At 59.5% G+C, this 17,770-nt stretch carries 13 protein-coding genes and 2 tRNA genes; 1 reads left to right on the forward strand and 14 read right to left on the reverse strand.

Annotation, left to right across the window (positions count from 1 at the left end; translation table 11 throughout):
- Window positions 1–68 precede the first annotated feature (68 nt).
- The 8 genes from NKF25_RS23310 to NKF25_RS23345 form a co-directional block, all read right to left on the reverse strand.
- Window positions 69–1,469 (reverse strand): ABC transporter ATP-binding protein, encoded by a 1,401-nt coding sequence (locus tag NKF25_RS23310; RefSeq protein WP_253229015.1) that lies wholly within the window; start codon window positions 1,467–1,469, stop codon window positions 69–71.
- Window positions 1,439–2,590 (reverse strand): ABC transporter ATP-binding protein, encoded by a 1,152-nt coding sequence (locus NKF25_RS23315; protein ID WP_253229016.1) that lies wholly within the window; start codon window positions 2,588–2,590, stop codon window positions 1,439–1,441. The genes NKF25_RS23310 and NKF25_RS23315 overlap by 31 nt, the downstream gene beginning before the upstream one ends.
- A gap of 3 nt (window positions 2,591–2,593) precedes the next feature.
- Window positions 2,594–3,550, reverse strand: coding sequence for an ABC transporter permease (locus NKF25_RS23320; protein WP_253229017.1), 957 nt, complete (start codon window positions 3,548–3,550; stop codon window positions 2,594–2,596).
- A gap of 3 nt (window positions 3,551–3,553) precedes the next feature.
- Window positions 3,554–4,540: an ABC transporter permease gene (locus NKF25_RS23325; RefSeq protein ID WP_253229018.1), complete on the reverse strand. Its 987-nt coding sequence runs from the start codon at window positions 4,538–4,540 to the stop codon at window positions 3,554–3,556.
- Window positions 4,541–4,723: 183 nt separating this feature from the next.
- Window positions 4,724–6,781, reverse strand: coding sequence for an ABC transporter substrate-binding protein (locus tag NKF25_RS23330; protein ID WP_253229019.1), 2,058 nt, complete (start codon window positions 6,779–6,781; stop codon window positions 4,724–4,726).
- Window positions 6,782–7,241: 460 nt separating this feature from the next.
- Window positions 7,242–7,925: a type 1 glutamine amidotransferase domain-containing protein gene (locus NKF25_RS23335; protein WP_253229020.1), complete on the reverse strand. Its 684-nt coding sequence runs from the start codon at window positions 7,923–7,925 to the stop codon at window positions 7,242–7,244.
- 233 nt (window positions 7,926–8,158) lie between these two features.
- Window positions 8,159–8,233: transfer RNA gene (locus tag NKF25_RS23340), tRNA-Met, on the reverse strand.
- Window positions 8,234–8,441: 208 nt separating this feature from the next.
- Window positions 8,442–8,516, reverse strand: a tRNA-Met gene (locus NKF25_RS23345).
- An 88-nt stretch (window positions 8,517–8,604) separates the two neighbouring features.
- Between NKF25_RS23345 and NKF25_RS23350 the strand changes: the two genes are divergently transcribed.
- Entirely contained in the window at window positions 8,605–10,956 is a 2,352-nt protein-coding gene (locus NKF25_RS23350) for a DUF2298 domain-containing protein (protein ID WP_253229021.1), read from the forward strand.
- On the opposite strand, the gene NKF25_RS23355 is transcribed toward NKF25_RS23350, so the two are convergent.
- The 6 genes from NKF25_RS23355 to NKF25_RS23380 form a co-directional block, all read right to left on the reverse strand.
- Window positions 10,953–11,771 (reverse strand): nucleoside phosphorylase, encoded by an 819-nt coding sequence (locus NKF25_RS23355; protein ID WP_253229022.1) that lies wholly within the window; start codon window positions 11,769–11,771, stop codon window positions 10,953–10,955. The genes NKF25_RS23350 and NKF25_RS23355 overlap by 4 nt on opposite strands.
- A 59-nt stretch (window positions 11,772–11,830) precedes the next feature.
- The gene (gene cdd / locus NKF25_RS23360; protein WP_342766360.1) at window positions 11,831–12,358 is read right to left on the reverse strand and encodes a cytidine deaminase; all 528 of its coding nucleotides are present in this window, start codon (window positions 12,356–12,358) and stop codon (window positions 11,831–11,833) included.
- Between the two features lie 196 nt (window positions 12,359–12,554).
- On the reverse strand, window positions 12,555–13,607 hold the full coding sequence (locus NKF25_RS23365; protein ID WP_253229024.1) for an ABC transporter permease: 1,053 nt from the start codon (window positions 13,605–13,607) through the stop codon (window positions 12,555–12,557).
- The gene (locus NKF25_RS23370) at window positions 13,600–14,913 is read right to left on the reverse strand and encodes an ABC transporter permease (protein WP_253229025.1); all 1,314 of its coding nucleotides are present in this window, start codon (window positions 14,911–14,913) and stop codon (window positions 13,600–13,602) included. Before NKF25_RS23370 ends, NKF25_RS23365 begins: the two co-directional genes overlap by 8 nt.
- Complete coding sequence (locus tag NKF25_RS23375) at window positions 14,910–16,457, reverse strand: ABC transporter ATP-binding protein (RefSeq protein WP_253229026.1); 1,548 nt, start codon at window positions 16,455–16,457, stop codon at window positions 14,910–14,912. Before NKF25_RS23375 ends, NKF25_RS23370 begins: the two co-directional genes overlap by 4 nt.
- Window positions 16,458–16,505: 48 nt before the next feature.
- On the reverse strand, window positions 16,506–17,684 hold the full coding sequence (locus NKF25_RS23380; RefSeq protein WP_253229027.1) for a BMP family protein: 1,179 nt from the start codon (window positions 17,682–17,684) through the stop codon (window positions 16,506–16,508).
- Window positions 17,685–17,770: the final 86 nt, after the last annotated feature.

Consider the following 17,770-nt stretch of genomic DNA (forward strand, 5'->3'; position numbering starts at 1 on the left):
TGACATTTGCTATGGATGTGTCCGATGTAAAGTTTTCTAACAGGATGGCTTCGAGAAGAGGGACGGGATCAGTCGGAAGCGTCCGGTGCGATGGGTTCCGTGTTCGGTGTCGATGGATCGTACAGATGACACGCACTGACTTGGTCTCCGGACTCGTGGAGTTGTGGGACCTCCCGTTCACAGATGGTGTTGAACTGCCGGTCGAGTTGCTCCATCGCGTCTTCCTCGTTGCCGTCGAGGAGGTCCCGCGTGGCGGACCGAAGCGCGTTTTCGGCCTGTCGTGGCATGTCGAGAGCGCTGAGGGTCACCGCTCCAGCCTCTTCACCGGGTAGTTGGTGTTCCTCGGGCAGTTCGAGTGCAAGACCAACTTCGAGGATTCGGTCTACCGCGTCTCGCTGCTCCGCGTGTCGTTCGGCGATGTCCTCGACCGAGATGTCTCCCGTTTGAACTCGATGTTTGAAACTGAAACCACGCCGGAACGCCTCTTGACTTCCCGTCCAGTCCTCGGACGGGATGATCTTCGAGCAGCGGGGGTGGAATCGACAGCCAGTCGGTGGGTTTCTGGGGTTCGGAACCTCGCCGGTGACGTTCGCCCGCCGACGTTGTGTTTCGGGCTCGATCTCCGGCACCGCATCGAAGAGGGCTTCGGTGTACGGATGTTTGGGATCGTTCACCACCTCGTCGGTTGGTCCCTGTTCGACGATTCCACCGAGATACATGATCGCGGTTCGGTCACACATGTACCGAATCAGCGAGAGGTCGTGACTGATGAACACGTACGTCAACCCGTACTCTTCCTGTAGCTCCTTCATCAGGTTCAGCACACCCGCCCGGATGGAAACGTCGAGCATCGAGACGGGTTCGTCACAGACGATGAAATCGGGATTCACGACGAGCGCACGCGCGATAGCGACGCGCTGGCGCTCGCCACCGGACAGTTCCTTCGGGAACTCGTTCAGGTAGGCTTCCGCGGGCGAGAGCCCGACGTCGTTCAACACCTGAACGACCCGCTCGCGCCGGTCCTGGTAGCCGTCCCCGATATCGTTGATTTTGAGCGGTTCGACGACCGACTGAAACACAGTCATTCGGGGGTTCAAGCTCTCGAACGGGTCCTGGAAGATCATCTGGACGCGCTGGCGGAACACCTTCTGGTCCTCCCGAGCCAGTTCGCCCATATCCCGTCCGTCGAACATGATCCGTCCCTCGGTCGGGTCGTACAGCTTGACCAGTAGTTTCCCGAGCGTGGTCTTCCCACACCCGGATTCACCGGCGATACCCATGATATCGCCTTTGTTGATATTCAGATCGACGTTCTGCACTGCCCGAACGGGTTGGGCCTCTCGACCGAGCAGCTGGTCGATGACACCCTGTGAAAGGCCGAACAGTTTCGAGACGTTTTGAATCTCTACTAGTGCATCTCCGTCGTGGTCCGTTTCGGTTAGTGCGTTTGCGTCGTGATCTGTTGCCATTTTTCCTCCTTTCGTGCTTCAGTACGGATCGTTTCGAGTTCGTCAACCCGATAGCACGCCGATCGATGGACGTGGGGTGAACTCGCTTCGCTTCGCTTTCCGGATTCCGCTCGTTCGGCGTCGTACATCGGTGGGTGTGCCGAACGACATTCGTCCACGACGAACGGACACCGAGACGCGAACCGACAGCCGTCGGCCGGGTCGAGCAACGTTGGCGGCGACCCGGGAATGGAGACGAGGTCTTGATCCGCCTTTTCGACCGTCGGGAACGAATTCTTCAGTCCGAGCGTGTACGGGTTCGCGGATTCCGTTATTACCTCCTCCATCGGACCGCTTTCCATTATCTTTCCGCCGTACATCACCGCGAGCTGGTCACAGATTTCGGCCATGACGCTCACGTCGTGACTGACGACGAGGATGGCAACGTCGAACTCGTCTTGAAGCGTTTCCAACTCCTCCAAGATTCGGTCCTGGATAATGACGTCGAGCGCCGTCGTCGGCTCGTCTGCGATGAGCATGTCCGGGTTGCAGGCCATCGCCATCGCGATGACGGCACGTTGTTTCATGCCACCACTGTACTGGTGTGCGTAGTCGTCCGCACGCTCGGGGTCGATGCCGACCCGCTGAATGAGGTCGCGTGCTCGTTCGTGTGCTTGTTCCGCCGGTATATCCGGTTCGTGCCGCAGGATGGCCTCGACGATCTGGTCGCCGACTTTGTACACCGGATTGAGTGCGTTCATCGCACTCTGTGGAATCAGCGCGATGTTCCGCCACCGAACGTCACGGATTTGTTGGTTATCCAGTCGTGCGAGATCGGTCATCCCGTCCTCACGAACCGGGTATCGGTCGTCCTCGATTACCTCTCGTCGGACGTTTCCGTTCCCGTCCTCCCATTCGGGGAGGGTTCCGTCGAACCAAATCTCGCCGCGTTCGATGTACCCGTTCGAATCGAGCAGGTGCATCAGCGACTTCGACAGCGTGGTTTTCCCACACCCTGATTCACCGACGAGACCGTACGTCTCGCCGTGTTCGATGCTAAAGCTGACGCCATCGACGGCGTGGACCTGCTTGTCCCCGGCGTCGTAGCGAACCGATAGATCGTTGACTTCTAGCAGTGACATGAGTTACTCCTGTGGGTTGGCGAGGTCCTCCACCGAGAATCCGATGAAGTAGAACGCTGCTGCGAGGGACGTGATCGCTAGCCCCGGCGGGATGAGCCACCACGGTGCGTCGAAGATGTGGCTCGTCGCTTGGACGTTTTCGAGCATTATCCCCCACGAGTGTGTACCGGATGAGACGTACCCGAGGAATGCGAGCGATGCCTGTGCGAGGATCGCGCCCGCCGCGTCCTGGGCAAGGAACACGAACGCGAGTGGAATAACGTTCGGCAGGATGTGACGAAACACGATTCGCGTGTCGCTCGCCCCCGCGACGCGCGCCGACTCGATGTACGCCCGTTCCTTGAGCGACAACGTCTCACCGCGGATGAGGATGCAGTTGTTGAGCCACGAGGTGACCGCGATGCCGATGATGATGTTCGTCGTGTTGACGCCATTGACGGCGACGAGAACGATGAGGAACGGGAGGAACGGCAACCCGTACATCACGTCCACGATGCGCTGGATGGCTTCGTCGATCCACGTGTCACCGTAAAACCCGCTGATGAGACCGAGCGGGACGCCGACGAGACTGGAGAGCAATCCCGCGGCGAACCCGATGTACAGTGCAGTTTTCGTCGAGTAAATCAACAGTGTCAGAACACCTTCCCCCTCGTCGGTCGTTCCGAGCGGTGCGAAAAACGGATCACCGAACGCCGGGGGATGTGGTAGCTGGCTGATCTGCTGGGGGGTCATGCGGGCGGTCTGGTCCTCCCCGAGGTAGGCTACCCAGTTGAGGGAGTGGGGGGCGAATACCGACGGGAAGAGCGCCCACAGGATGTAGACGACGAGGATGATGAGCCCGATAACGCCCATCTTGTGCTGCGTATATCGGCTCCATCCCCGTCGGAATCGTTCGATCCGCGGTTTCCACTGCTCTTTGAGCGTACTTGTCGTTGAAGCGTTTTCGGATTGTGTTGACATTCGTTAGTCCCCTCCAAACTTGATTCGCGGGTCGAGGAAGGTGTATGCGACGTCCGTCAGCAGTCGCATGGAGATGATGAGTATCGCGGTCATGAAGAACGCTGCCTGTGCAATCGGGTAGTCCCTTCCTTGCACTGCACTCACCAGCAGCTTCCCGATACCGGGCCAGCTGAACACCTGCTCGATGATGACGCTCCCGTCCACGAGGAACGCGAGGCCGACGATAGCCTGTGTCGCGACCGGAATCAATGCGTTCCGCGCCGCGTGTTTCATCATCACGGTACGTTCGCTGAGCCCCTTCGCTCGCGCGAGGAATACGTAATCCTCCCCGGTGACGTTGTTCATCGACGGTCGCATGACGAGCATGGAACCGACCCATCCGACGAACGCGATGCTGAAGAGCGGTAACGCGATGTGAGAGAGGATGTTCGACATCGCCAAGAACGGCGTCCAATCCGGCACTCCGAATTGATCGACCATGTACGCGCTTTTTAGCAGTTTCAGTTTGTAGTTGAACACCCAGATGAACAGCCACGCGATCCAGAACGCGGGCATCGAGTACATGAAGAGACCGGACGTGTAGATGGTCTTGTCCTTGTTCGACCCTCGCCACCAGCCCAGATACATTCCGATGAGTGGGCCGATAGTGTACGCGATGATGAACCCAGCACCGAACAGGATGATCGTTCGCGGGAAGCGTCGGATGATGACGTCCCAGACAGCGACGTGCTTCGTCGGCGACCGACCGAAGTTGCCCGTCTGGTAGTTGACCATGTAGTGTAGGTACTGTTTCCACAGCGGTTGGTTCAGCCCCCACTGTTGTCTGATTCGCTCGATTTGCGCCGGTTTCATCTTCGGAGTGATCATACTCGAAATGATCGACCCGGGCATACTGTGAATGAGCAAGAATATGATCGTCATGATGACGAGTAGTGTCAGATATGAGACGACCAATCGCTTTGCGAGATAGCGGGTGCTGATCTTTGTCATACTCTACCGTCCGTTGATTTCGACATACTGTTTACCATATCGTTTATTTGTGTGTATCCATGTCATTCATGGAATACCTTCATTATCAATGTGATGATTTTCGTATCGATCACGTAGTAAATTCAACCACCGATTTCCCCTGCCATACCGCGAAAACCCACTCGGAAGGGCTCGAAGACGCGATTACTGCTTCAGGTTCTCTTTCAGGTAGATGCTGCTGTACTCCGCGTCCCAGTTCGCATAGCCCGGGTCGACGATGTTCTTCACGAACCCGCCGAACTTCTTCGAGTTGACCGGCCAGCGGTATTTGTCGTAGGACTGGACCATGTACGGCATGTCGAGATAGATCTTTTCCATCGCCTTCGCGTACTTCTTGGACCGCTTGTCGGGGTCGGTCTCCTTGTACGCCTTTTCGAGAAGCTTGTCTGCGCTTCCGCCCGCCACACCGTACCCGGTGGAATTGTAGGCGAACTTGTCGGTGTCGTCTCCCGAATTTCCGGAATAGAAGAACGAGTGAAGCGACGTTCCGTATGCGCTAGTTCCGCCCCAGCCCATCGGATACACGTCGAAGTCCTCCTTTTGGTACACCTTACCCGTCATGGTGTTGAACGAGATCGACTCGGTGTGGGCCGGGATACCGAGTTGATGCAAGTTGTTCTTCCAGCGGTTGATCCCTTTCGCGATCTTGGGCTGTTCCCCTGGCGGGTCGATGAGGAGGGTGATGCCACCGTCGCCCATCATCTCCGTGATGGTCTTGCCGTCGACCCGAATCTCCTTCGTCACGTCGGCATCCGATTTCTTGAGAACGTCCGATTTGACCGGACCGAACGTGTACTTGTACTTCGCCTTCGACTGGCTCGCTTTGACGCCCGAGAACGAGCCGGGGAACTTCTTCCCGACGAACGTGCCTTTCGATCCGTCGATGACTTTTCCGTCCGTCAGGTACTTGCGAACACCTTCGACATCCGGCTTCTTACCTTTCTCCGCACGGAAGTCGAATGCGTTGGTGCGGGGGTCTTCAAGCAGTTCGCCACCGTACACGGTCTCGGGACGCACACCTTTGTACCCCGGTGACTGGGCGTAATCGCCTTTGAGGACGTATCCGCCGTGCAGCTGGGTCGTCCAGTAGTAGTCGTCGAACATGAACGCCATCGCCTGCCGGAGGGCAACGTCGTCGAGCGGCGAGCGACGGCAGTTGAAACCACAGTACGAAAATCCGCTGTCGTACCCTTTGACGAGACCGGCGCCGTCCATCTTCTTGACCTTCGGAATCTTCGAGGACTCCAAGCTGCCGTAGTGCGTGTCGATTTCGTCGTGCAGGAAGGCCTGCGTCATCGCCGACGTTCCACCATACACCTTGAAGTTCACGCCGTCGAGGAACGGACCGCCGTGAATGAGCGTCTTGCTCTCCTTCTTCCAGTCGAGCTTATTGAGCGCGTACTCGTTCTCGATGTAATCGCGGCGGAACTTGATCTGCATCGACGTGTCCGCGTTCCATTTGACCAGCTTACCCGGCCCGGTTCCGACTGGACCCTCGTCGTTCGCCTTCGTCGGGTCGTAGTTCTTGTAATCGACACCCTCCCACTTGTGTTTGGGAATGATGGGAGCGCCGCCGACGACGTCCGAGTCCCACGTCCCAACCTGCTGGGACAGTTTGATGTGGAAGTCCCAGTCGTTTTTCGCTTCCTCGATCTTGTCGAAGTAGTTCCAGACGGACCACTGACCGGGCTTGTTGTCGAGCTGGAACTGGTAGGAGAACAGGATGTCCTCCATCTTGAATTCCTCACCGTCGTTCCATTTCAAGCCGTCTTTTCGGGCTTTGACGTAAACATCCGGTTTGTCCTTGTCCGCATTCTTCAGGGTCCAGTCGGTGAAGACCTCCGGTTTCATTTCGAACGTGACCGGGTCCTGTGCGACACCATAATCGTACACGGGGTCCAGCGCAACCGCAGAATACACGCTGCCCGCCAGCATAATGTTCGGACTGTCCGGTGCGGTATCCATCCCGTACCGGAGCGTTCCACCCGGTTTGATATCGTCCGGAGAAAGGGTATTCTGACTCGGTTCTTTCGTCGTTTCGGTTTCCCCATTCCCTGTCGACGTGTCGGAAGAAGTTCCTTTGCTGTCACCACTGTTACCGGAACAACCCGCAAGGGAGAGAGCAACAGCACCGGCCCCACTTGCCTTCAGAAACTTCCGTCGGCTATCATCTGCACCACTTCGGTTGCGTCGCCGTGGCATACCAAAGACTTGTAGAAGATGTATTTAAAGTTACTGGTTAGAATAAGCATTTAGTCTTTCAGGCTTCATAGAAGCAATTCACGTAATAAAACTAGTAAAGAGTTTCAATCGTATTCGACAATTAGAATAAGGAAATTAATGTTCAGCACTTACTTCCCTGGCAAGCATCCCATAATAGATCGTCCCAGCAACTGCGGTCGTCGCTAGCATAAAATACGATTGGAACGAAAGCATCCCGGAATGATTCCGGGTCCATGCGAGACTGAGAGCGGACCAGAGGGTGGCGATGGAAAATGCGATAGTCAGTAACCACAGCCCCGTTGACCGGCGTCCGGAGCGGAGAACGGGGATGGCAATTATCATGACTACCCCTGCCAACACCGCCAACACGCCGCGCGTCCCTAGCATCTCGTGTCAACTGGGAACGAATCAACTATAAATTACCCGCTTCGGATCCGGATCACTCGATCCCGAGCGCGGAGAGGAGCGTCGTCGCCGCGTCATGCGACGACCCCGGTCCGCGTGCGGTAAGTAGATCACCGTCGGTCCGAACACTGGTTTCGGCGTCGAGTTCGGCGTCCCACGTTCCACCCGCCGCTTTCACTTCGTCCTCGACCCAGTACGGTAGTTTCCGGCCGTCCGGCATGCAGTCGTCGTCATCGACGATTCCCTCCTCCCACTCGTTCGGGAACCCGGTGACGTTTCGTCCGTCCACGAGGAAGCCTCCGTCACTGTCACGAGTGAACGCCAGCAAGCCAACGGCGTGACAGACGACGAGTGCTTTCGTATCGCCCGTTTCGACCGCATCACGGAGCAGGTTTCGTGCGTGCTTGTCCTGGTTTACGTCCCACTCCGTCCCATGGCCACCGGGGAAGACGACGGCATCGTATTCCTCGACGCTCGTCGTCGCTAGCGGAACCGGATCCTGCAGTCGCGGGTCCGTTTCGTCGGCTTCCCGAACACGCTCTGCGGTTTCTTCGCCCACGTTCTCGGGGTCGATGGATCGCTCATCGACCACGGGTTTTCCCCCACTCGGCGTCGTGACCGTTATCTCGACACCCGCCTCATCCAGCGTTTGCAGCGGTTCGATACACTCCTCTCCCCAATATCCTTCTTCGCTCACCACGAACAGTGCGGATGGCATGTACGGTTCTACCGGTGCAAGGGGAATAAGTCGGATGGCACCGGCCGATTTTGAGGGAAAGGGAGAACCGACCGATGAAAGACGAATCGTGTGAAAACAGCGGGAGATAGATTCGAACCCCGGTCGTTTCGCTTGGCTCCACTCCCTGATCCAAATCTACTCCGCAGGATTATCCAGCTAAATAACCGCGACGAGGCTCAGCTCGTCGCTTGAGAGTTGAAGTAAAGGGAAAATAGCGGGAGGTAGATTTGAACTACCGATCTGCGGGTTATGAGCCCGCCGGAATCTCCTGGCTATCCCATCCCGCTATCAGTTCATACTGCCGTCCGGTAGTTAAGGGTTGTGATTAAGAAATAACTGGTCGGTGAAAGTCGTGTGTAAATAGCGGGAGGTAGATTCGAACCACGGCCGTTCCGCTTCGCTTCCTGATTCAAATCCACTCCGTGTAGGTTCATGCAATCCCGACGACAGCGGCAAGACTCTGCCCGTCATTCGGGAGTTGAGATCGAAGTAAAATAGCGGGAGGTAGATTTGAACTACCGATCTGCGGGTTATGAGCCCGCCGGAATCTCCTGGCTATCCCATCCCGCTATCAGTTCATACTGCCGTCCAGTGGTTAAGGGTTGTGATTCGGCCGCCGTGTGTGGGTTTGTGCCGCGATCGTATACGACAAAAAAGTATGTCTATTGCAATACACAACCACAAGAAGTATATCACTGCGGTGCTCCGAATGACCCAGATGGAGTTCGTGCTCGTCGCGTTCTGGCTGGTAATATACTACGCACTCGCGCTCGCCGGACTTCCGATCACAGCCGCGCTCTTTCAGGGGTTCCCCGACCGTGGGGCGACGTTCGCCCTTCCGGCGAGTCTCGTCGTGGTGACGGTCGTCACCTATTGGCTCGGCCAGTTTACGTTTACGAGCGCTACCGTCGTCGTCGCAATCGTCGTTCTCGCCGCCCTCTCGATGGCGTTGACGCGGTACGACCTCGAACTCGATTTGGAGGGGTACACGGAAGCGATGGTCGTTTTCACGGTCGCGTTCTGCTTTCTCGTCGTGGTCCGGGCCATCGATCCGGCCATCATCGCGACCGGGGGCGAGAAGTTCCTCGATTTCGGCGTGCTGCAATCGCTCATGCGAACCCCGAAGCTCCCGCCCGAGGACATGTGGTTTGCAGGGAAATCGATTCAGTACTACTACGGCGGCCATCTCATCGCCGCGATTCTGACGAAACTCACGGGGACGCTCCCCCGCTACAGCTACAACCTCGCCCTCTCCGGCTTCTACGGTATGCTCATCACGTCCGCCTACGGTCTGGCGAGCGCGATCGCCGACAGGCAGGGGATACCTCGACGCTTCGCCGGTATCGCTGCCGGGTTCTTCGTCGGCTTCGCCGGGAACGTTTACACCCCCTTGCGCCTGCTCGCGGGAAGCTTCCCACAGTGGTTGCTGGAAGCGATCGCGAAACCGCTGGAGATGGACCCGTCGGCGATTCCCATCTCGCCGACCGATTTCCACTACTGGGACGCCAGCCGCGTCATGGTCGGGACGATAAACGAGTTCCCCTTCTTCGCGTATCTGAACGGGGACCTTCACGCCCACATGATGGGACAGCCGTTCCTGTTGTTCGTCGCGGCGCTCGGCTATGCCATATATCGTTCCGACACCAAGCGGCGACGTCTCCTCCTCTTCGTCGCGCTTCCACCCGTCGTCGGCTTTATCAGCACCGTCAGTTTCTGGAGCTTTCCGACCGCACTCGGTGTCGTCTGGCTTTCGCTCGTGTTCGCCGAAGGACATCCGGCAACGCTCGTTCCGCACGGCGAGCGACTGCTTCAAATCGGCGAACGATCGCGGTTGGCCGACGAACTCATCAGGATCGTACTTTCGCTGCTCATCGTCGTCGCCGTCGGCGGTCTCGCCTTCGTGTGGGCGGCCCCATTCATCCTCAACGTGCTGCTCGGGGCCGCAGGCGCACGTGGTCTCGGCTTTCTGCCCGACCGGAGCAACGCCGTCGAGTTGCTCATCGTCCACGGCATCTTCCTCTGTCTGTTCGTGCTGTATCTCGGGATGAATGCCCGATGGAAGGACAGGGATACGGCACTCGTGGTGATCTTCGGTCTCCTGTTGGGTCTCCTGAGTTGGAAAGCAGGGGCCGCGGCGCTGCTGTTGGTTGCCCCGCTTCTCGTCGGTGGATGGTTGCTCCTCCGTTCGGACGCCGACCTCGGGTTCGAGACGGTACTGTTGGTGGCCGGTGCGGGACTCGTCCTGCTCGTCGAATTCGTCTACGTGCGCGACAACGCCATTTCCGGACGGTTCAACACGGTGTTCAAGGTATACATGCAACTGTGGGTCCTCTGGGGTGTCGCCGCGGGCGTCGCACTGACACGGTTGGTAGCGGCCGCGATTCCAGCCGAGACGGCCACTCGGACCGAAACGACCACTCGAAGCCAAACATCACGATTAAGCAGGCAGGCGACTGCGGTCTGTGCGACGCTTCTCGTACTGGTCGCATCCGTGTACGGCGTGTTCTCCCTGGGGGAGCACGTGACGACGGACAACCCGATCCATCGAGCGGACGACCCGACGCTCGACGGGTTGGCGTTCGTCCAAACGTTCCACCCCGGCGAAGCCGGAGCGATCGAATGGCTCGACGCGAGAAAGGGACGACCGCACATCGTGTCCGCGCCCGGAAAGCCCTACGTCTGGGGGAGTCCTGCGTCGTCGCTCACCGGCGTTCCGACCATCGTCGGTTGGTATCAAGAGCAGATTTATCGCGGGAGCGATGCCTACCAGGCTCGAAAGAACGACGTCGCGGCGATTTTCTCACCGACCACGACGTGGAAAACCCGTGCGGAGCTACTGGAACGATACGACGTCGAATACATATACTATGGCCCGCGCGAGCGGGAGCGCTACGGTCAGACGTCGTTCGAACGCTTCCCCGGAATCCACCGAGTGTATCGCTCCGGGTCGGTGGCGATCTACCGCGTCAACGGGACTGTTATCGAACAGCAGGTCAGGAAAACGAGCTAGTCGAGGGAGAGACCCGGGTGCCAGCGGTCCACACCTGCCTCCGCTTTCACCTCGTCCATCCGTGCGAGTAGCTTCACCGCGAGGCTGGCCGTTTCGGCGGCCCGATGTTCGCCTTCGGTTCGGAACTCGCCGGTCTCGCGGTTCGCGTACACCGAACAGATCGCCCCCGCTCGGAGACCGTAGACGTTCGCAATCGTCAGAATCGCGCTCGCTTCCATCTCGATGTTTTTCACGTTCGCGTCCCGCAGATGGGACACGAGTTCGTCGCCTCCCTCCGCGAGGAAACCCTCGAATCCGGGACGGCCCTGCCCCGCGTAGAAGCTGTCGGCGCTCATCGTGATGCCGGTGTGGTAGTCATAATCCAGTCGTTCCGCCGCGGCGACCAGCGCCGCGACGACTTCGTAATCCGCGACCGCCGGATAATCCTCCCGAACGTACTCGTCGCTCGTCCCTTCCTGTCGAACCCCGCCGGTCGTGATGACGAGGTCGCCGACGCTCATCTCGGGTTGGATCGCTCCGCAGGACCCGACACGGATGAACGTGTCCGCACCGATTCGCGCCAGTTCCTCGACCGCAATCGCGGCCGACGGACTGCCGATGCCGGTCGAAGTGACGCTGATGGGCGCGTCGTCGTACGTTCCCGTCACGGTTCGGTACTCGCGGTGGAACGCCTTCTCGTCCGCCGAGTCCCAGAACTGCGTTATCTTCTCGACGCGCTCCGGATTGCCGGGCAGGAGAACCGCGTTCGCAACGTCGTCCTCGCCGACTTCGATGTGGTACTGTACCTCCGCGTTTGGGTCTTCGCTATCATCCATACCACTCACGTTCGCCGCCGCAGAAATAGGTGCTTCGCGTTTCGGGCGACGGGCGACGATCAGTCCAGCATCTCCTCGGTGATCGTGTCCGGCAGCAACTCACCGAGGGTGTACTCCTTCACCTCGTCGCCGTGGTCGCAGACGATCACGAGGTCGTCGTCGCAGAACTCGGCGAGCGTCTGGCGGCACATCCCGCACGGCGTCACGCCGTCACGGCGCGCGGAACTAACCGCGAGACGGTCGAACTCCCGGTGTCCCGACTTTATCGCCTCAGCGAACGCGACTTCCTCCGCGTGAAGCGAGTTGCTGAAGTTCGCGTTTTCGATGTTACAACCGACGTAGACGGTTCCATCCGCGGTTCTGAGCGCTGCCCCGACCGGGTACTCCGAGTACGGGACGTGCGCACGGTCCTGAATCTCGCGTGCCTGCTCGACGAGTTCGTCCATACGACGGATGCGTGACGACGGTTCAAATAAGACGCGAAAACACGAATTGTGAGAGAAGCGGAGGGAGCGGTCGGCGCGCGAAGATGCGGTGGACGCGCCGCGTCCGCGCGATTTTTCTCCCCTGTTTCCCCGAACGTTCATATACCATCACGGAACCAGAACCGCCGTGTTTCACGGACTGCTCGTTTCGCTCGCGCTCGTTCAAACCCTGTTATCCGCGACCTTCCGGAACTTCCCACAGCAACCGCTCCTCGCGTCGAACGAATCGGGAAAACGGACCGGGACCGAAATCGACCGAAAAACGATATCGGCGAACGACCGACCGCCGCCTTGCGCCTTACTCTTCGCCGGATTCGTAGTGCTCGCCTGCGGCGTCCGGGGTTCGCGTGTGTCCGACGAACACCAACACGATGATGACCGTCACGTACGGGATGATTCCGATGAGTTCGCGTGGCACGTTGAACCCGACCTGCTGAAGTCGCAACTGAAGCGCATCGAGGCTGGCGAAGAGGAACGACGCGCCGAACGCGCCGAACGGGTTGTAGTTCCCGAACAGGTAGGCGGTGATGCCGATCCAGCCACGGCCGTTGACCATCGTGGTGCCGCTGCCGTTGAACAGCCCTGCCTGCCCGAGCGAGAGTCCCGCACCCCCGATTCCGGCGAGGAGTCCCGAGATGAGGACGCTCGCGTAGCGGACGCGATGAACGTCCACCCCGACCGTGTCGAGTGCCATCGGGTTCTCCCCGCTGGCTTTCACCCACTGACCGAACGCCGTCTTGTTCAGGATTCCCCACGTCAGCGGAACGGCGATGAGGAGCATGTACACCGTCGGGTTCGCGTTGAAGAGCACCGGACCGATGACCGGAATCTTCGCGAGAAGCGGAATCCGCCAGTTCGTTATCGTGCCGACGCTCGGACTGTTGATGCCGCCCCACAGGATCTTGCTCGCGAACGGTGCGAGACCCAGCGCGATGAGCCACACCGCGAGTCCGGCGATGATCTGGTCGGCCTTGAACTCGATGCAGACGACGGCGAACAGGAGTGCGAGCAGTCCGCTCGCGATGACCGCGGCGAAGAAGCCGAGCCAGAGGGTCGTCTGTGTCGCGCCTGCCGGTCCGGCGAGCGCGTTGGCGACCGCGACACCGGTGAACGCCGAGATGATGAGGTGCCCTTCGAGTCCGATGTTGATGACGCCGCTTTTCTCGGCGAAGATACCACCGAGTGCGGCGAATCCGATCGGTACCGTCGCCCGGAGTGCGGCACTCGCATAGCTCCCGTTGATCGTGCCGACGATCTTGCCGACGACGCTGTTCGGGAACAGGAACCCGACGACGCCGATGATCGCCGCGACGACGATGGACCATATGGTTAGCCGAACGCGTCTATTCATCGTTCTCACCTCCTTCGACGGTCGTACCGCCATCCGCGGCGACGGCACCCGACGAACTCGGGGTCGTCACCCGTTTGCCGATCATCCGGAAGAACTCCGGCATGGCGACGAACAGGATGATGAGCCCGCGCAGGACGCCGACTAGCTGTTTCGGCACGCCGAGTCCGAAGTCGATGGCGAGGCTTCCGCTTTTCAGCATTCCGAAGAGGAGCGCTGCTAGCGGGATACCGAGCGGGTTGTTACCCGCCAGAATCGTCACCGTGATACCGTCAAAACCGTAGGATGGAACGCCTTGTTGCCACCGACCCAGAATCATCAGGACGTACACCGTCCCCGCGATTCCGGCGACGGCACCGGAGAGTGCCATGCTCGATACCATCGTTCGCTTCGCGTCCACGCCACCGTACTCCGCGGCTTCCGGTTGGACGCCGCTCGTCCTGAGGTCGTACCCGAACGCCGTTCGGTGGAGGAGCAGGTAGGCCCCGCCCGCGAGGGCGAGCGCGCCGATGAGGACGAGGATGGAGAAGGACGCCTGGCTCGGGAAGACGATGGGTGACAGCACCGCCGCCGACGGCATCGGACGCGTTTCGACTGTCTGACTCGCCGGATTCTTGAAGTACTCCGAGACGAGGACGAACGCGATACCCGTGGCGATGAAGTTGAGCATGATGGTCGTGATGACCTCGTTCGCATCCGCGTACGCCTTCATCGCTCCCGGTATCGCACCGTAGATACCACCGACGACCGCTCCGGCTAGCAATCCGAGCGGGATGAGGATGATGCTTCCCACGAGTCCGCCGGGGACGTGTGGGGCGACCCACAGCACCGACAACGCGGAGCCGAGCCCACCGAGGACGAGTTGTCCTTGCGTTCCGATGTTGAACATCCCCGCCCGGAACGCGATGGCGGCGGCCAGTCCGGCGAGCAGGAGGACGCTCGTCTGGCGCAGCGTCACCGCGAGGCTGAACTTGTCGAGGACGAAGTCCGGCGGGAACAGGGTGGACGTCTGTGGGTTGGCGAACGATCCCACGAAGAGGTACTTGTACACCTGGATCGGGTTGTAACAGAACGACCCCGGAATCGGGAACTGGACCCCCCAGCCGCCCGTTCCCGGAATCGTGATGAGGACTTGCTGTGCGAGGAACGGATCGGAACAGGTCGCGACCCACCCCGAGATGAGGATGACGAACCCGCCGACGATGATCGACATGACGAGCGCGGCGAGGCTGATGAGAATTCGTTCGACCGCCGACGTTTCCGTGAGTCGAGTGAGGCCCTTTTCGGCTTGGTCCCGCCACGAACTCACTGGACTTCACCTCGGAGACTGGGTGTGTCATCCGGATGCTCGCCCGCCATCAGCAGGCCGAGTTCCTCTTCGGTTACGTGGTCCGGGTCAACGACGTCCATGATGGTTCCTTCGTACATGACTGCGAGTCGGTCCGAGAGCTGCTGCACTTCGTCGAGTTTCGAGGAGATGAGGACGATGGCCTTCCCTTCCGCGCGCAAGTCGAGCAGTCGGTCGTGGATGAACTCGATACTGCCGACGTCCACACCACGCGTCGGATGCGCGGCGACGACGAGCGACGGGTCACGAGCGAACTCCCGACCGACGATGAACTTCTGTTGGTTCCCGCCCGAAAGCGACTCCGCCGACGCGTCGGCGTCGGGCGGTCGCACGTCGTACTCCTCGATGATGTCCTCAGCGTGTACCCGTGTCCCGTTCCAGTCGATTCGACCGTCGTGTGAGTACGGCTCCGAATGCTGACTTCCGAGGAGGCCGTTCTCCACGAGGTCGAACTCCATGACGAGACCGCGAACTTGCCGGTCTTCGGGAATGTAGGCCATTCCGGCGTCGATTCGCTCCCGGCGGGACAGTCCAGTAATGTCCCGACCGTCGAACGAAACCGCGCCTTCGTCCGGCGAGCGGAGGCCGGTGATTGCCTCGATGAGTTCGGATTGGCCGTTTCCGTCGACACCGGCGATGCCGAACACTTCCCCTTCACGGGCGACGACGTCGACGCCGGACACCTGTTCGACGCCACGTTCGTCCGTGATTCGAAGCCCGGAGACGTTGAGCATCACGTCGCCGGGGTCCGCGGGGTCCTTGTCCGTTTCGAGGAGCACTTCACGACCGACCATGAGTTCCGCGAGTTCCTCGCGGTTCGTGGTGTCGGTATCGACCGAACCGACGTTCTTTCCGTCCCGAAGGACGGTGATTTGGTCGGCGGCGTGCATCGCCTCGCCGAGTTTGTGGGTGATGAAGATGATGCTCTTTCCCTGTGCCGTGAGTTCGTCGAGAACCGAGAGCAACTCCTCGATTTCCTGTGGCGTGAGCACTGCGGTCGGCTCGTCGAGGATGAGGACGTCCGCGCCCCGATACAGTGCTTTCAGGATTTCGACGCGCTGTTGCACGCCGACGCTCACGTCTTCGACGAGCGCGTTCGGGTCCACGTCGAACCCGTACTGCTCGCTTAGTTCTCGCACCTCGCGTTCGGCGCGAGCTCGGTCCATTGCCAATCCACCCCACTTTCGAGGTTCGTTGCCGAGAACGATGTTTTCCGTAATCGTGAGGGTATCGACGAGCATGAAGTGCTGGTGAATCATGCCGATGCCGTTGTCGATAGCATCACGCGGCGAATCGAACTCGCGTGGTTGGCCGTCGATGACGACGTTCCCCTCGGTGGGTTCGTACAGTCCGTAGAGGACGTTCATCAGCGTCGTCTTCCCGGCACCGTTCTCCCCTAAAAGTGCGTGAATCGACCCCGGCTCTATCGTCAGATCGACGTTGTCGTTTGCGACGACACCCGGGAATCGCTTCGTAATGCCGTCGAGATGTACCGCCCGGCTCATTCTAATTCTGGATTTCCGTCCTACTTGTTTAAGCGCGCGGGTTTGCGCTTACTGCTTTGGTTTCGTCGGGACTTCGATGTCGCCGTTGACGATTGCTTTGCGCGATTCGTCCACTTTGTCCTTGACGTCCTGTGGAATCTTCGAACCGAGGTCCGCGCCGTACACGGCTTCGATACCGCCATCTTTCAGACCGAGCGTGTTGACTTGGCCGCCCTTGAACTCCCCGTTCATGACGTGCTTCGTGCAGCGGTAAACCGCCTCGTCCACTTTCTTCACCATGCTGGCGAGGATGACGGGGCTGAACTTCGCCGTCCCTTTCGCCTTCGATTGGTCGCTGTCGACACCGATGGCGAACCGACCCTTCTGGTTCGCGGCTTTGAACACACCGTTTCCGGTGCCACCCGCCGCGTGGTAGACGATGTCCGCACCGCTCTCGTACATCGAAATCGCCGCTTCCTTCCCCTTAACCGGGTCGCTGTACGTACCGGCGTACGCCGTTTTGACCTCGATGTCCTCGCTCGCGCGTGCGACACCGGCCTTGTAGCCTGCCTCGAACTTCTTGATGAGCGGAACTTCCTTCCCGCCGACGAAGCCGACGACTTTCTTGTCGGGGTTCGTCGAACCTTTTCCGGCGCTGAAGTCCATCTGAGTCAGCTGTCCGGCGAGGTTACCGACGAGGAACGAGCCCTGTTGTTCCTTGAAGGTGTAGTTCGCGACGTTCTTCACGAGGTCACCGTTGTCCTTCTCCGCCACGCTGTCCACGAGCATGAAGTCCTGGTCGGGGTACTGACTGGCGTTCTTGATCAGGGAGTTCGTCTGGACGTAGCCGATACAGCAGATGAGGTCGTAGTTCGGGCTGCTGGACTGGGCGAACTGCCGCTGGAGGTTCTCCACGTCGCTCGGCGAGTCGGGTTCCGCGTTCTGGAACTGAACGCCGAACTCCTGTTTCGCCTGTTTGATTCCCTTGTTCGCCATGTCGTTGAACGAGTTGTCCCCGAGACCGCCCGTCGCGTAGACCATCCCGACGTTGGTGTCCTTGCCGCTGTCGGAGCTCCCGTCGGTCCCCGTCGAGGAGGTGTCGTCCCCGCTCCCGCCGTCGCTGCTGGTGTCGCCGCCACCGTCCCCATTACTGTCACTGGGGCTACTGATACAACCAGCAAGTCCGGCGATGCCGACGGTACCGCCTACTTTCATCACCGTTCGACGCCGTTTGTCAATGTCCGTCATCTATGAGTAATCAGACGAGTGATTTGTGATAAACGCGTCGCTTTGCGCTCGAAATCCCGAAAAATAACTGAAACACGGCGTCGTCG

The sequence above is a fragment of the Haladaptatus sp. AB643 genome, assembly GCF_024136975.1.
Taxonomy (GTDB): Archaea; Halobacteriota; Halobacteria; order Halobacteriales; family Haladaptataceae; genus Haladaptatus.

Bases quoted from the DNA above. Each gene is read 5' to 3' on its own strand.
- NKF25_RS23310 (WP_253229015.1), bottom strand. From the start codon at position 1,469: ATGGCAACAGATCACGACGCAAACGCACTAACCGAAACGGACCACGAC.
- NKF25_RS23315 (WP_253229016.1), bottom strand. From the start codon at position 2,590: ATGTCACTGCTAGAAGTCAACGATCTATCGGTTCGCTACGACGCCGGG.
- NKF25_RS23320 (WP_253229017.1), bottom strand. From the start codon at position 3,550: ATGTCAACACAATCCGAAAACGCTTCAACGACAAGTACGCTCAAAGAG.
- NKF25_RS23325 (WP_253229018.1), bottom strand. From the start codon at position 4,540: ATGACAAAGATCAGCACCCGCTATCTCGCAAAGCGATTGGTCGTCTCA.
- NKF25_RS23330 (WP_253229019.1), bottom strand. From the start codon at position 6,781: ATGCCACGGCGACGCAACCGAAGTGGTGCAGATGATAGCCGACGGAAG.
- NKF25_RS23335 (WP_253229020.1), bottom strand. From the start codon at position 7,925: ATGCCATCCGCACTGTTCGTGGTGAGCGAAGAAGGATATTGGGGAGAG.
- NKF25_RS23350 (WP_253229021.1), top strand. From the start codon at position 8,605: ATGTCTATTGCAATACACAACCACAAGAAGTATATCACTGCGGTGCTC.
- NKF25_RS23355 (WP_253229022.1), bottom strand. From the start codon at position 11,771: ATGGATGATAGCGAAGACCCAAACGCGGAGGTACAGTACCACATCGAA.
- cdd (WP_342766360.1), bottom strand. From the start codon at position 12,358: ATGAACGTTCGGGGAAACAGGGGAGAAAAATCGCGCGGACGCGGCGCG.
- NKF25_RS23365 (WP_253229024.1), bottom strand. From the start codon at position 13,607: ATGAATAGACGCGTTCGGCTAACCATATGGTCCATCGTCGTCGCGGCG.
- NKF25_RS23375 (WP_253229026.1), bottom strand. From the start codon at position 16,457: ATGAGCCGGGCGGTACATCTCGACGGCATTACGAAGCGATTCCCGGGT.
- NKF25_RS23380 (WP_253229027.1), bottom strand. From the start codon at position 17,684: ATGACGGACATTGACAAACGGCGTCGAACGGTGATGAAAGTAGGCGGT.